This window comes from Thermococcus camini (assembly GCF_904067545.1).
GTDB classification, from domain to species: domain Archaea; phylum Methanobacteriota_B; class Thermococci; order Thermococcales; family Thermococcaceae; genus Thermococcus; species Thermococcus camini.
In genome coordinates this window covers 1,664,548-1,678,680 of sequence record NZ_LR881183.1, presented here as the reverse complement: position 1 = coordinate 1,678,680, position 14,133 = coordinate 1,664,548, and the positions used below count along the sequence as shown (strand labels likewise).

The 14,133-nt window shown below is 55.1% G+C and carries 14 protein-coding genes and 2 tRNA genes; 4 read left to right on the top strand and 12 right to left on the bottom strand.

The features are described 5' to 3' along the window. The first annotated feature begins 115 nt into the window (after window positions 1-115). On the top strand, window positions 116-1,459 hold the full coding sequence (locus TIRI35C_RS09205; protein ID WP_188202611.1) for a hypothetical protein: 1,344 nt from the start codon (window positions 116-118) through the stop codon (window positions 1,457-1,459). Next, window positions 1,456-2,355: an MBL fold metallo-hydrolase gene (locus TIRI35C_RS09200; protein WP_188202610.1), complete on the top strand. Its 900-nt coding sequence runs from the start codon at window positions 1,456-1,458 to the stop codon at window positions 2,353-2,355. The genes TIRI35C_RS09205 and TIRI35C_RS09200 overlap by 4 nt, the downstream gene beginning before the upstream one ends. Here TIRI35C_RS09200 and TIRI35C_RS09195 read toward each other — a convergent pair. Beyond that, window positions 2,347-3,144: an SDR family NAD(P)-dependent oxidoreductase gene (locus TIRI35C_RS09195; RefSeq protein ID WP_188202609.1), complete on the bottom strand. Its 798-nt coding sequence runs from the start codon at window positions 3,142-3,144 to the stop codon at window positions 2,347-2,349. The genes TIRI35C_RS09200 and TIRI35C_RS09195 overlap by 9 nt on opposite strands. An 86-nt stretch (window positions 3,145-3,230) precedes the next feature. Here TIRI35C_RS09195 and TIRI35C_RS09190 point away from each other — a divergent pair, with 86 nt between their 5' ends. Next, a complete protein-coding gene (locus TIRI35C_RS09190; protein ID WP_188203184.1) occupies window positions 3,231-4,403 on the top strand; it encodes a nicotinate phosphoribosyltransferase in 1,173 nt (390 codons plus the stop codon). 111 nt (window positions 4,404-4,514) lie between these two features. Here TIRI35C_RS09190 and TIRI35C_RS09185 read toward each other — a convergent pair whose 3' ends face one another. The 3 genes from TIRI35C_RS09185 to TIRI35C_RS09175 all read right to left on the bottom strand — a co-directional run bounded on the left by TIRI35C_RS09185 (window position 4,515) and on the right by TIRI35C_RS09175 (window position 6,188). Further along, window positions 4,515-4,718 carry a ferredoxin gene (locus TIRI35C_RS09185; RefSeq protein ID WP_188202608.1) on the bottom strand — a complete coding sequence of 68 codons (204 nt, stop codon included), beginning with the start codon at window positions 4,716-4,718 and terminating at the stop codon, window positions 4,515-4,517. A 132-nt stretch (window positions 4,719-4,850) separates the two neighbouring features. Continuing rightward, on the bottom strand, window positions 4,851-5,384 hold the full coding sequence (locus tag TIRI35C_RS09180) for a metal-sulfur cluster assembly factor (protein WP_188202607.1): 534 nt from the start codon (window positions 5,382-5,384) through the stop codon (window positions 4,851-4,853). Window positions 5,385-5,447: 63 nt separating this feature from the next. Further along, window positions 5,448-6,188, bottom strand: a complete 741-nt coding sequence (locus TIRI35C_RS09175) for an ATPase (RefSeq protein ID WP_188202606.1) — start codon at window positions 6,186-6,188, stop codon at window positions 5,448-5,450. Between the two features lie 109 nt (window positions 6,189-6,297). Between TIRI35C_RS09175 and bpsA the strand changes: the two genes are divergently transcribed. After that, complete coding sequence (bpsA, locus tag TIRI35C_RS09170) at window positions 6,298-7,353, top strand: N(4)-bis(aminopropyl)spermidine synthase (RefSeq protein ID WP_188202605.1); 1,056 nt, start codon at window positions 6,298-6,300, stop codon at window positions 7,351-7,353. Window positions 7,354-7,372: 19 nt separating this feature from the next. Here bpsA and TIRI35C_RS09165 read toward each other — a convergent pair whose 3' ends face one another. The 8 genes from TIRI35C_RS09165 to TIRI35C_RS09130 all read right to left on the bottom strand — a co-directional run bounded on the left by TIRI35C_RS09165 (window position 7,373) and on the right by TIRI35C_RS09130 (window position 14,089). After that, window positions 7,373-9,151, bottom strand: a complete 1,779-nt coding sequence (locus TIRI35C_RS09165; protein ID WP_343044044.1) for a hypothetical protein — start codon at window positions 9,149-9,151, stop codon at window positions 7,373-7,375. Between the two features lie 32 nt (window positions 9,152-9,183). Continuing rightward, the gene (locus tag TIRI35C_RS09160; RefSeq protein WP_188202604.1) at window positions 9,184-11,160 is read right to left on the bottom strand and encodes a S8 family serine peptidase; all 1,977 of its coding nucleotides are present in this window, start codon (window positions 11,158-11,160) and stop codon (window positions 9,184-9,186) included. 378 nt (window positions 11,161-11,538) lie between these two features. Next, a tRNA-Gly gene (locus tag TIRI35C_RS09155) sits at window positions 11,539-11,616 on the bottom strand. A 10-nt stretch (window positions 11,617-11,626) separates the two neighbouring features. Next, window positions 11,627-11,703, bottom strand: a tRNA-Phe gene (locus tag TIRI35C_RS09150). An 89-nt stretch (window positions 11,704-11,792) separates the two neighbouring features. Further along, window positions 11,793-12,512 carry a 7-cyano-7-deazaguanine synthase QueC gene (gene queC, locus TIRI35C_RS09145; protein WP_188202603.1) on the bottom strand — a complete coding sequence of 240 codons (720 nt, stop codon included), beginning with the start codon at window positions 12,510-12,512 and terminating at the stop codon, window positions 11,793-11,795. Then, window positions 12,509-12,919: a PIN domain-containing protein gene (locus tag TIRI35C_RS09140; RefSeq protein WP_188202602.1), complete on the bottom strand. Its 411-nt coding sequence runs from the start codon at window positions 12,917-12,919 to the stop codon at window positions 12,509-12,511. The genes queC and TIRI35C_RS09140 overlap by 4 nt, the downstream gene beginning before the upstream one ends. Next, the gene (locus tag TIRI35C_RS09135) at window positions 12,907-13,143 is read right to left on the bottom strand and encodes an AbrB/MazE/SpoVT family DNA-binding domain-containing protein (protein WP_188202601.1); all 237 of its coding nucleotides are present in this window, start codon (window positions 13,141-13,143) and stop codon (window positions 12,907-12,909) included. Before TIRI35C_RS09135 ends, TIRI35C_RS09140 begins: the two co-directional genes overlap by 13 nt. A 43-nt stretch (window positions 13,144-13,186) precedes the next feature. After that, entirely contained in the window at window positions 13,187-14,089 is a 903-nt protein-coding gene (locus TIRI35C_RS09130; protein ID WP_188202600.1) for a dihydroorotate dehydrogenase, read from the bottom strand. Window positions 14,090-14,133 lie beyond the last annotated feature (44 nt).

Sequence of the window (14,133 nt, the reverse complement as noted above, 5' to 3'; positions counted from 1 at the left end):
CGGTGCACCAAATCGACCTCGACACGGAGCCTTAAAAAGTTCTCCTCAAGATTCCCGTAGAAACCACCCCCAGCACAACGATTAAGAAGTTTGCATCGGAAGATAAAAATTGGCCATGGTGCGGAGGGAACTCAGGCTCGTGCTGAGGCCAGTTGCGGGAGTGCTCCTGCTCTTTCTTCTCCTGAGCAACGTAGCCGTTACATTCCTCCCCATAAAGGACAAGGGAGAAGGGCTCGAGAGGGTCTTCCTGGCGCCGATCAAGCTGGTGGAGTACAGGAGGAGCAACGAGGGCAACGTCACCACGCCGTCGCTTCCTAACCCATTCAAGAAGCGGGAGGAATCTCCGCAGAGACCTCCTTGGGTGCGGTTTTCACCGGAGGAACTGGAGCGCGATCTCAACAACCGAACCCTTTCAAGGTACCTCGATGACATCATCAACAGAAGCGTGGCCCTGATAAGGGGGATGGGAGAAAAGCCGACACCTCCTCTCGTCAGGGGAACGGCTTATATGCTCCTCCTTGACAGGGTGAACTACGTCTACGACTCCAGACTTGATCTGCCCTCCTATACTGTAACACACGGCGGAGTGTGCTCGGACTGGACTCTCGTGGACTACGCGCTGATAAGGCGCATTAACCTCAGGTACAACATCACGGCTAAGTACTTCTTCGTCCATACCCGTGCACCCTTCGACGTTGGCCACGCATTCCTTGCGGTCCACTACCCCGACGGCCACTGGGAAGCCTATGACTGGTTTGCCACCACATATCTCCACGTTTCCTACGGGAGGTACAGGTTCAAGGTTCTGAGGGTCGATAGGGACGAGTGGGTGATAGGCTGGTTCCCGGCCGACACCGCGAAAGCCGTCCGCTTCTCCTCGCTGGAGGAGATGCTGAGCGTTTACAGTATGGAGGGAGGTTACCTCGATTATGGCTATCACGTCACCCTGTACGAACTCCCCTCTTTCAATGCCACCTACGACATACGCCCCTTCCAGGCCTCCGAGGAGGCAAGGGCTAAAATCGATAGGATAAAAGCTGAGATGATGGCCGGCATCGAGGGGGAACTAAGGTACAACAGCTACACCGTCAAGGTGAGGGGCATCGGGAAGGGAACAGGCGAGCTAATCGATGCGGAGTTCAAGGACGATCTCGTGGTGCTTCACATAAAGCTGTACAACGTCTCGGCCCCTATTGAAGTGATTCCGGGAGAAAGAAGCACGGCGGTTCTGGTGGACAGAGAAAATGCGGTTATAGAGAAGTGGAGGGGAGTCAGGTACTTTGGCAGGTATCCCGCTTACGATTACCTCCTGCTCACTGGCGATGTGTCCGAGATAAAGATAGGCATACCGTACAGAAACCCCATGTACTACTTCAGGGAATTTCCCTGGAGGGTCACCTTTAGAGAGTACATAGGAAAAGACGGGGTAACGGTACTGCTGTGGGAGGGACGGGGATGAGGGTAATTCCACTCGCCTCAGAAAGCCTCGGCGTGAGGAGCCTGGCGGTCTTCGTTGACGCTGGAGGGAGGAAAATCCTTATCGACCCCGGTGTCGCCCTCGGGCCTAAGCGCTACGGCCTTCCACCGGCAAAGGTTGAGATAGAGACACTCCACAGGATGCGCCGCAAGCTCCAGGGCTACGCGGGGAAAGCGGACGTAGTGACGATCTCCCACTACCACTACGACCACCATACCCCTTTCTTCGAAGGTCTCTACGAGAGCTCCAGCGAGGAATACGCGAGGGAGATATACGAGGGAAAGCTCCTTTTCATAAAGCACCCACGGGAAAACATAAACTTCAGCCAGAAAAAGAGGGCGTGGGCCTTCCTCAAGAAAGCGGAGCCGATAGCGAAAAAGGTTGAGTTCGCGGACGGCAGGAGCTTCGACCTCGGCGGAGTTACGCTGGAGTTTTCTCCAGCTGTCCCCCATGGAAGCGAAGGCTCAAAGCTCGGCTTCGTTGTGATGACGCTCATCGACGATGGTTTCCGCTTAATCCACGCGAGCGACATCCAGCTTCTTAACAGAAAGGCTGTGGAGTGGATAATCGAGAAGGTTCCAGATTTGCTCATAACAGGTGGACCGCCGACGTACCTGGGAAAAAGAGCGGAGGGAAGCTGGGAAGCCGGAATCAAAAACCTCAACGAGATAATCCGCGAGACCAACGCGGAAGTGGTTCTCGACCACCACATCGTCAGGGATAAACGCTATCCGAAGTTCTTTGACGAGCTGGAGAAAAGCCCCAAAACGTTCGCGGGTTTCCTGAATGTTGAAGACCGACCGCTCGAAGCATACAGGAGGGAGCTTCACGGAAGAGAAAGGGGTGAGGAGGTAGAGGTACCGTTCAAGTTACGTTGATAGAAATCCCCCATCAACCGGGATTATTGCACCGTTCACGTAGCTGGCTAAATCGCTCGCGAGGAAGAGTACCACCCTCGCGACCTCATCGGGCTCCCCAAAGCGGCCCACAGGAAGGCGCGCGTTGAAGTTGAAGGACATGCCTATCTTCTCCATGTCGAGCTTCATTATCGCCTCCTTCTTGAGCCTCCTTACCCCTTCGGTCTCTATTCCTCCCGGAACGACTACATTGGCCCTGATTCTCTTTCCGTATTCCCTCGCTATCGCCCTCGTTAAAGCGACCACGCCGAGCTTTGCGGCATCGTAGTGGGCAAGGCCTTTGGCAAAGGGCAGAAACGCCTCTATGGAGCTCACGTTGATTATTACGCCTCCCCGCTCCTTTCTAAGCCTCACGAAGTTCTGGCACATCCAGAAAACGGAGTGGAGGTTTATCGCCATGACTTTTTCATAGAACCCTTCATCGACCTCCGTGAAGTCCTTGAACCAGTAGACGCCGGCGTTGTTGACCAGCACAGTAGGCTCCCTGCCCCTCAGGACCTCCCAGAGGGCATCGACCTCCACCTTCCGGGAGAGGTCGACGCGGTGAAGGTTCACGTCTACTCCAAACTCTTCCACAAGGGCTTTAGTTTCTTCCAGACCTGACTCGTTGAGGTCAACGAGCTCAAGGTCTGCTCCAGCTTCGGCAAACCTTATGGCGGTGGCGCGGCCTATTCCAGAGGCAGCACCGGTAATAAGTGCCCGCTTTCCCTTAAGTGAGATCAGCTCGGAGAGACTTTTTTGCCCCGCCATGTTCCGGTGTAGTACTTTAACGTTGATATACTTTTCCCGGGAAACCCTTAAATCCTCCCGAAAGAATTTTCCATCAGGTGATGGAAATGAGGGACTTCTACATCGCCCACGAGGACGATATCAAGGCCGGAAAGACCACTGACGTTTACTTCATCAGAACCCGGAAGATACTCGTCGAGAAGGGCATTCACAGGAAGGTTTTCGCCGATGTAACGACGACTTCTTTGCCCCATGGCTGGAAGTGGGGGGTCTTAGCTGGAATCGAAGAAGTGGCAAAGCTCCTTGAGGGCCTTCCGGTAAACGTCTACGCGATGCCTGAAGGCACTATATTCCACCCCTACGAGCCTGTCCTCCAGATAGAGGGCTTTTACGAGGAGTTTGGGGTCTACGAGACCGCTTTACTTGGAATGCTCAGCCAGGCGAGCGGTATAGCCACCGCCGCCCTCAGGACGAAGATAGCGGCCAACTTCAAGCCAGTTTACTCCTTCGGCATAAGGCACATGCACCCGGCAATAGCACCTATGATAGACCGCTCTGCATTCATAGGCGGTTGCGACGGCGTTTCCGGTGTCTTGGGGGCGGAGATGATTGGAGAGAAGCCCGTCGGAACGATGCCCCACGCGCTGATTCTTACAGTAGGCGACCAGGTGAAGGCCTGGAAGTACTTCGACGAGGTCGTTGAGCCAGGGGTTCCGAGAACCGCTTTGGTTGATACGCTCTGCGACGAGAAGTTCGAGGCTCTGATGGCGGCTGAAGCTCTCGGCGAGAGGCTAACTGCTGTAAGACTTGACACGCCAAGCTCAAGGCGCGGTAACTTCAGGAGAATAATTGAAGAGGTCCGCTGGGAGCTCGACCTGAGGGGCTACGAACACGTTAAAATATTCGTCAGCGGGGGCCTAAACGAGGAGAGCATAAGGGAGATAGTTGACGTTGCCGATGCCTTCGGCGTCGGGGGTTCAATAGCCAGCGCCAAACCCGTTGACTTCTCCCTCGACATAGTGGAGATCGAGGAGAAGCCGATAACCAAGCGCGGAAAGCTCAGCGGGAGAAAGCAGATTTATCGTTGTGAGAAGGGCCACTACCACCGCGTTCCAGCTGAGAAGAAGCTTGAACGCTGCCCGGTCTGCGGTGCAAAGGTCGAGCCGCTCCTCAAGCCGCTCATCGAGAACGGGGAGATAGTGGCGGAGCTGCCGAAGGCTAGGGAGATAAGGGAGTATGTTCTTGAGCAGGCCGAGAAGTTCAAGTTAAGTCTGGAGTGAAATGTGCTGTCTGCTTCTTTTTCTTCTTCTGCCAGAAACTGCAGGCGGATATCAACGCCCCAGAACAGAGACAAGTGGGTCTGGACTAAGGGTAAGGAAAAAGAAGAGGCTTCAGGCCTCCTCGATGTAAATGCAGCTGACCGGGCAGGCCTCGGCAGCCTCAACGGCGCAGTTGTAGAGGTTCTCGTCCTCGATGATCTCGACAACAGGCTGGCTCTTGCCCTCGTCGTTCATCTCGAAGACGTCTGGGCAGAGGCTGGCACAGATGGCATCTCCGATACAAACGTCCTGGTCAACCCTAACCTTCCAAGCCATGGGAACATCACCGGACTTAGATGAACCCAGGCGAATATAAACTTTTCGTCGGCAGAACGGACGCCGAAAGACGAAAACACGTAGAAAAAGGGAGCAAGTCGCCCGTTGATGAACAAAAATTGACAGAATGGGTCAGTAGAGTCCAAGTCTCTTCTTGTACTCCGGACTGATCCTGTCGGGTGTCCAGGGCGGGTCGAAGGTTAGCTCTATCTCCGCGTCCTTAACGCCGGGGATCTCCAGTATCTTGTCCTCTACCGCTCTTAGAATCCACATGGTAAGCGGACAGCCCGGGGTCGTCATCGTCATCTTGACGTAGACCGTGTTGTCGGGGTTGAGCTTCAGCTCATAGATGAGGCCGAGGTTCACCACGTCGATTCCGATCTCGGGGTCTATGACCTCCTTGAGCTTCTCGAGTATAAGTTCCTCCGTCAGCTCGGTGCTTTCACCTCCTACCTGAACTTCGCGCTCGCGGTTGATGGTTATCAAGCCGATTCCCTCGAGCTTCCCAAGCTCCGAGTGGAGCTTTATGAGGACGTTATCTATGTCCGGAGTGTCCTTCGCGAGTGTAACGGTGACGTCCCCCTTCTCGTTCACCTCGATGGATTTGACGAACTTCTCATCGACTATCTCATTAACGACCTTTTCGACTTCCTCTTTCGTGACCATTACTCACCACCTGGGTGGGATTCAGAATGACAGATTTAAACCTTTTGGGTCAGAATTGTGGAATCAGCGGGAGAGAACGTCGAGTATCAGAGCCTCGGCTATCTCCGGCGTTATCGCCCTGGCCCTCAGCTCACGGAGAATCCTTTGAATGGCGAAGCGCTTTACGCTCGGGGCCTTCCTGAAGGTCTCCCAGAGCAACGGACAGCCGAACTTGAGGTCGTACTTTCCCCCTATCAGCTCTATTATCTCTGCTTTGTCCAGGGCCAGGAAGGCGGGAAGGTTGAGGGTTACGAGTTCGCCGGTTTCATAAATCGATATCAGCCCGGAGCTGAGCAGGTCGCCGCTGGCGAGGATTTTTATCCCGTTCTCCAAGGCGTAGCGCTCAACGGCCTTCATAACCATGGAGTGGCATTTGCCGCATATGGGAGCGCCCTTGTTCATCTGCTCGGTTATCACTTCGAGGTAGCCGGGTATCTCAACGAAAATCGCCCCTTCAGAGCGAGCTTTGATGAGGGTTTCTTCGCTCATCTGGGGCAGTTTGGCCGTTATTGGAACCACGTCAAAGCCCGCCCAGCGGAGTATTTTGAGCGTTGCGGTACTGTCGGAACCGCCGGAGAAGGCCAGGGCTACCTTAACTCCAATCGGCGAGCGGTCGAAGTCCTTTCCGCTCAGTCTGTATTCTATCAGGGCCTTCAGACGAGAATATGCTTCCTCCCCGATTTCTCCCCTAACCCTTTCAAGGGCTTCAAGGTTGTACTCGAGGCGGTAGCGCTTGACGAAATCCTCTCCCACTGGATTTATCATCGAAGCCTACTAAACGCCCCACTTATTAAACTTGCCGCCGGGAAAAACCTTAAAAGAGGCCCACCCTAACCCCGTTCACGAACTAAAAATCCTTCTGGAGGTGCTTGCGATGAGGGAGATATTGGAGAAGGTTAAGACCAAGACGAGCATCCCGGTTTACGAGAGAACAGTCGAGAACGTTCTTTCGGCGATTCAGGCCAGCGGAGACGTCTGGCGCATTGTTGACCTCAGCGAGGAGCCGCTTCCGCTCGTGGTGGCTGTCATTACTGCCCTCCACGAGATGAATTACGTGACCTTTGACGGACCAAGGATTATCCTCACTCAGAGCGGCAGGAAGCTGGTGGAGAAGTACGGGATCGGCGCGAGGAAGGACTACACCTGCTCCCACTGCGAGGGCAAGACGGTCGAACTCGATGCCTTCAGCGACCTCCTTGAGCAGTTCAAGGAAATAGTCAAAGACCGCCCGCAGCCGAAGCACGACTTTGATCAAGCGTACGTTACCCCGGAAACAACCGTTGCCAGGATAGCCCTCATGCACACCCGCGGGGACCTTGAGAACAAGGAAGTCTTCGTCCTCGGAGACGACGACCTCACGAGCATAGCCCTCATGCTCTCTGGTCTCCCAAAGAGGATTGCCGTCCTCGACATTGACGAGAGGCTCGTAAAGTTCATCGAGAAAACCGCTGAAGAGCTCGGCTACGAGAACATCGAGATGTTCACCTTCGATTTGAGGGAACCCCTGCCAGAATACGCGCTCCACAAGTTCGACACCTTCATAACCGACCCGCCCGAGACGGTCGATGCGATAAGGGCATTTGTCGGCAGGGGAATAGCGACCCTGAAGGGGCCCGGCTGCGCCGGCTACTTCGGCATAACGAGGAGGGAAAGCTCTCTCGACAAGTGGAGGGAAATCCAGAGGGTTCTCCTCAACGAGTTTGGCGTTGTCATAACCGACATCATCAGGAACTTCAACGAGTACGTCAACTGGGGTTATGAAGAGGAAACCAGGGCCTGGAAGCTCCTGCCGGTCAAGGTCAAGCCGTCCTACAACTGGTACAAGAGCTACATGTTCAGGATCCAGACGCTCGAAGGCTCAAAGGGCTTCGAGGACAGGATTACGGTTGGAGATGAGCTCTACAACGACGAGGAGGCTTCAACCACCTGAAAACCAAAAAAGAAGGGAATCACTTCTTCTCTTTTCTCCTGTTTCTCAGGACCACGATCCCGGCCAGGCTTATTAGCAATACTCCTGCCCCAATGTATGGGTAGGCCGTTTTTCCTTCCTCAGTCTCAGGCTCGGCGGCGCGGAAGCCATTGACCTCGTAGGCAGCTATTGCCAGAGGGTTTTTCGAGGGGTAGATGACGACGTAGCCGTCCAAACCTGTAACCACCGCCTTCCCCGTTGCGTTGCCGATGTAAGAACCGTCCCTCACGAGCAGGAAGGTGGCGTTGGCCAGGCTGGCCGTTTCACCCTCTACCTCCGGGCCGGGTATCTCTGCATAGAGCAGATCCCTGAGGAAAGAGACCGCCTTACCGTAAATCTTTGAGTCCTCAAGCCCGGCCCTCTGGAGGGCCCAGGCGACTCTGGCAGTCGAGGTGATTCCGGCTGTCGAGCCCTGGGTGTATGGAAAGGCTCCGTTGTCGTACTGCCTCTCCACAAGCAGGCCCAGGGTCTCATTAAGCTCGTTCTCCATTCCAAACTCGCTGAAAACTATGGCCGCGTGGGCGAGGTAGTAGGTGGGGACGTTGTAGTAGGCAGGGTTTCCGGTTTTCGGGTCCGTAGTTTCGAGCATCCACGTCAGGTTCTTGCTGAGGTAGTCGAGCGAGGAACTGTAGTTGTAGCTCACGTTGAGGAACCTGAAGGTTTCAACAACGTACTCGGTGTTGTAGAAGTCTCTCCAAACGCCGTTCTTTCCAGTCGAAAGGAGGTAGCTCACCTCCCCCCTGTAGTCCTCACCCATCAGGGCTTTAACCCTCGCCAGTTCAGCCACCTGCCAGGGAAGGAGACTTGAGAGGTTGGAGGGCAGTTCAGGGGTTTCGTTGCAGAGAATGCTGTAGTCGGCGAGGATTATCCTCTCCCAGTCGTCGGTGGGGCGTATCTTGGAGAGGTATGGGCAGGCTATGGGGCGGAGGTTCTCAAAGCCCCTGATTTTGGAAACGCTCAACAGATCGAGGACGCGGTAGTGGAGAACGCCCCAGAAGCCGAAGTGCTCCCTTTTGAGCAGTTCTTGCTTGTATTTCTCATCTCCCGTCGCGTAGAGGGCCATTGCTACCGCGACGGTGGAGTCAAAGTCCCCGCTAAGCTCAACCTCTTCCCCAAGGTAGGCGAGGGCAAAGACACGGTAGGCTTTCATCTCGCCTTCCACTTCCATCTCCCTGAGCTTCTCCTTTTCACCGAGCGCCATGTAGCCAAATATCCGCTCCGTATCAGTCTTCGGTTCGGTTCCCATCAGCCAGCCCTGGGCGCGGTTTATAGCTTCTTCCACCCCCTTCCTGAAGCCAGTGAAGCTCTCGTTGATGTAGCCCCCATTGACGAACTCCCTGAGCGCGATTAACGCCAGTGCCGTGTCGGTGTAGTCGTTCCAAGAGCCGTCCGGGTTCTGCCTGTATATCAGCCAGTAGGCGGCGCTGTTCAGGACATCGTGGTAACGCCCGCGGGCGATGTTTTCACCGCGCATAAGGGCGAGCATCGCCATGGCCGTGTACTTAGCCTCGTGCTCCTCCCCGTTGGCGAAACCCCATGAGTCGAAGGGCGTCCTTATTGCCATCAGCCATTCGCAGCCCTCCAGAACCTTTCCGTAGTCCCCGGCCCGATAAAGGGCCAGAACTGCAAAGGCTGTGTCCGGAACGGTCGGCTCGTAGACGTAAGGCCTGATTTGAGCTTCCCCAGCGCGAACCGGCACGGCGGATAAAAGCATGAGCGTGAGCAGGATTATTGCAAGTGACTTTCTCACTTCGACCACCCCAGAAAGGAAAGAAAAGGGGTTAAAAGGATTCACCCGTAGTAGACCTTTCCGTAGAGGGTGTAGGAGGCCCAGCCGTAGGTGTTGTAGGCGTAGACGAGGAACTTCCAGTCGCCCGGAGCCGGGTTGCTGTACTCTACGTGCTCGTTGCTGTTGTAGCTCTCGGAGCGGTCCACAAGGTTGCCGTTCGGGTCGTAGAGGTAGAGGTCAAGGTCGTGGGCGCTGGTGTCGAAGACGAGGTCGCCGGTTATCTTGGTGGCCCCGCTGTTCACGGTCATGGTGAAGCTGTCGCTCCTGTCGTAGTAGTCGTGGACGTAGCCGGTGAAGGTCTGCTCATCGACGGTCGGCTGCGGGGGCTGAGTTCCACCACCGCTGGATTCGCTGAGTGAACCGTCGCTGACCACGTCGACCTGGTAGTTAGCACTGCCCGAGTAGCTGACGACCTTTATGGTCCAGGTTCCGGCGGTCGGGTTGTAGTAGCCGACCTTTTCGAAGCCGTAGTAGGCGGTGTATGAGTAGTCGACCTGGTTGCCGTTCGGGTCGTAGAGGTAGAGGTCAAGGTCGCTTCCGCTGTTGTCCCAGTAGAGGGTGGCCGTAACGAATGAAGCGCCGCTGATGTCGAAGGCGTGGGTGGCACTTCCCTTGTCGGCGACGGAACCTGTGAAGACGAGCTTGGCGTAGCTGTCGTAGTGGGCAGCCTTGTAGGCGTTCACTCTACCGGCACCGTAGGCGATGTCGGCTATCTCGTCTGGCTTGACTATGTCGGCTGTTTCAATCAGGGCGGTCTTGACCATGTCTGGACTCCAGCTCGGGTGGGCCTGGAGTATGAGGGCGGAGATTCCGGCGACGTGCGGGGTGGCCATCGAAGTTCCTGGGGCAGCGACGTAGTAGTCACCGATGGTAACGTCGGTGAGCTGGGTTCCGCTGGCCCTCGCCGCTATGATCCAGTTGCCCGGAGCGACGACCTCGGGCTTGAGCCTGTTGTCGGCGGTTGGTCCTCTGCTTGAGAAGTCGGTTATGACGTCGTACTTATCGACGGCGCCGACGGTGATGACCTTGCTGGCCGCGGCCGGGGAACCGACGGTGTACTTGTCAGGCCCGCTGTTTCCAGCGGCGACACAGACGACTATTCCAGCGTCCCAGGCGTTGTTCACGGCCTGGCTGAGGGAGTCGGTACCGTCGGAGCTCTGGCTCGAGCCGAGGGAGAGGTTGATGACCCTTATTCCGTACTTGTCCTTGTTCTGAACCGCCCAGTCCACACCGGCTATGATGTCGGATATGCTTCCCGAACCGTCTGCACCGAGGACCTTAATGCCCACGAGCTTGGCACCGGGGGCCATGCCCTTGTACTTGCCGTTGCTGGCCGCCCCGGTTCCGGCGGCAATGGAAGCGACGTGGGTTCCGTGGCCCTGGTCATCGTAGGGAGTCGTCTTTCCGTTCACGTAGTCCACCCAGCCGATGACCTTGCCCTGAAGGTCCGGGTGGGAGGCGTCGATACCGGTGTCGATGATGGCGATGGTTATTCCCGAGCCATCGTAGCCGAGGTTCCACATGTTGGTGGCCATAACCTGTGCGGCGGACTCGTCGAGGCCCTCGGTTTCAACATTGATTTGAACCTTGTAGTCCTCCTGAATGAACCTTATTCCTGAGACCTGGGTGTTTCCAAAGAAGCCGGTGTCAATCATACCTGCTATCATGAGCAGGTCCTTGACCTTCATCTTGACGGCAACCGCCGGGATAACCTTGTAGGTGTACTTAATTTCAGCACCCATAACTTTGAGTATCCTGATGGCCCTGTCCCTGTCTGCCGGGCTGTTGAACATCATGACGGTGCTTATCTCCTGGTTCCAGTTCATTCTCTGAACCTTCTTGAATAATCCTGGGGTCAGTAAACCGTAGTTCTTCTGGACCTGCGGAGCGACCGCTGGCTTGGCGGGCACGGCCGCAACAGCGCCTGCCATCATTCCAACGAGTAACAGGGCAACTACCAACGCCTTCCAACCTTTCATTTCTAGACACCTCTTTTCTACGATGTGTTTATACTGGCCATCCGGGTATCATACCCTTCATCAGAGCACTGATTTGAGCACTAGCATATAAATCTTTCGATTTTAAAAAGTATTATTTCGGTGTTGGCAGCATCATCATCACTTTTAGTTGCTATATGTAAAATAACGACACACCAGAATGTAAGTTGAACTTGGCAGAATCTAACAATCGATACAGAAAAATGGGAACGATGATACAGCACGCACGGGGTTCTGTAAAATCACCAATTTGTTGAAAATTTTACAAAAGGTTATGCTCGCTGAGAACAGTCCCCGAACGTCGGTACTCAGTACCGGCTATGTGCTGTAGGCGGTCCTTGAAAGTTCAAGAAACGATTGTGGTGCGGTGGCCGGGATTTGAACCCGGGTCACCGGCTTGGAAGGCCGGTGTCCTAGACCAGGCTAGACTACCACCGCACGCGAGAAGTGGTGGGGCGAGGGGGATTTGAACCCCCGACACCCGGATCTTCAGTCCGGCGCTCTCCCAGGCTGAGCTACCGCCCCACGCCCAAAGATAAGGGGCAGGCAGAGATTTATAAATCTTGCGGTGGGCTGGGGCGACACTGCACTGCTGTGGGGATTTTGAGCGGACATCATATCCTGGGCTCAACCGCGTAAACGGTCCTGTCCTCCCCGATGGCCTCAATCAGACCGAGGTGGCGCCGCACACAGCTCTCGCACTCTCCGCAGTGTACAGGCTTCCCGTCCTCTGTGAAGCCCTTCGGCATGTAGCAGGAGTTGGAGTATTCGTATTTAGCGCCAAGCTCCTTCAAAAGCCTCGCTATACCCTTCTTGTCGAGGTCTATGAGCGGAGCGACGACCTTCACTTCAGCCATGGTGCCGTACTTCAGCATCTCGTTCATTTTCTCGACGAATTCGGGCGTGTTGTCCGGGAACGTTACCCCTTCCTCTGCGTTGAAGCCGACTATTATATCGCCCCCTCCGAGGGAATCGAGGAGTGAAGCCGCGACGCTTATCAGCACGACGTTTCTTGCTGGAACCCAGACGCTTTTTGCAGTTTCCTGAGCGATGTTCATGTCCTCAAGCTCTTGAGCTGTAACCCTCGGCGTCTCGCCTCCAACGAGGGTCGTCCCCCTTAGCTTTGAGAACTCCTCAAGGAAGTCAAGACGGACTATCTTCAGCGGAACGTCCAGCTCCTTCGAGAAGAACTCTGCTACTCTGTTTGTTACTCTCTCCTCGTTGCTCCCGTAGTTGATGACAAGCATTATAACTTCGTCGTAGTTCCTCTTGGCCCAGTAGAGGCAGGCCGTCGAGTCAAGCCCCCCCGAGAACAAAACCACCGCGCGCTTCATTCAATCACCTCCGGAAGTAACTTAGTCCCAAGTTTTTTGGCACGGTTTCTAAGCTTTTTGTCGTAGGTCGCGAGGGTTCCGACGTCTTTGGCCACGGCAAGAATTGCCGAGTCGTTGTAGTGCTTTAGACCAAGGTTTCCAAAGAGCTCAAAGGCTGAAAGCAGATACTGCCTATCGTCCACGAGTGTGACTCTCTCGTTCAGGAGGATTTTTGAAACCGTTTTCTCGGCCTCTTGGGGAGAAATCCCCGCAACGGCAAGGTTCCACACAAGCTCATACATCACAATCGTTGGCAAAAAGATTCTGTCGAGGGAGTTGACGAGCTTCCTTGCCTCTCCGTATTTCTCCGAACTCCTGTTGATGGAGTAGAGGAGCACGTTCGTGTCTACCACCGCTACTCCTCCCATCTGGAGGCCTCCCTAAGCATCTTTTTGACGTTCTTCTCGATTTCCTCTGGCGTGAAATCCCTGCCCAGATCAATGCTCGGCCACTCCATCTCGGCTTTCCTTATAACTATCTCATCCCCCCTCAGCTCTACGGTGAGATATTCGCCCTCCTTTATCCCCAGAGTCTTTCGAATCTCCGCTGGAATCGTTATCTGGTAGTTTCGGGTGACCTTCGTCACCGGCATAGTAGTTCACCGTAGTATAGTAGTGCCTTCTACTATAAATGTCTTACTCCAGCGCCAGTCCCACTATATCACCCACGTCCGAAAAGCCCTCTTCCTCAAGATACCTTGCTATCCCCTCGCTAATTTCCCTAAAGACTTTCCACCCGCGGAGCGAGACGGCAGTTCCAATCTGGAGTGCGGAGGCTCCGGCAAGGAGAAACTCGACCGCGTCCTGCCACGTGGTTATGCCCCCTATTCCGATAACGGGGATCTCAAGTGTCCTTGCGAGGTCGTAGACCGCCCTCAAGGCAACGGGCTTGACCCCCGGACCAGAGTAGCCGCCGACGCGGTTGATGAGGACTGGCCTCCTCGCGTAGACGTCTATGGCGATGGCTTTCAGCGTATTTATTGCCGAAACGGCGTCAGCGCCAGCCTTTTCAGCGGCTAAGCCGAGCTTCGTTATGTCGTCTATGTTCGGCGTCAGCTTCGCTATCACCTGCTTGTCGGTCGCGTCCTTGACGGCTTTAACGATTTCATAGACGTTCTCCGGCCTCTGGCCTATCTCCATGCCGTAGCCCTTCGCATGGGGACAGCTGAGGTTGAGCTCGAAGGCATCCGCCACATCGCTCAGTTTTTCGGCGAGAAAGGCGAACTCATCCGGCGTTCCTCCGAAAATCGAGACGATCAGCGGGAAGTCGAAGGTGTAGCCTTCGACCATCTCAATGAAGTCCTTCCAGCCGGGGTTCGGCAGGCCCATCGCGTTTATCAGCCCGTAGGGAAGCTCGACAACGGTTGGGTTATCGTAACCCGCCCTCGGTTCAATTCCAATGGACTTGGTAACTACTCCACCTGCTCCCTCTTCATGGGCCCTTATCCACTGCTCCGGAGTCTTGTCGTTTATTCCGGACGCAAGAATGAGCGGGTTCTCGAACCTTATCCCGAAAAGCTTCACTTCAAGGCTCGCCATCTTGACACCTCAAAGGCAAAAGATGTCGCTGGACTATTAAGGTT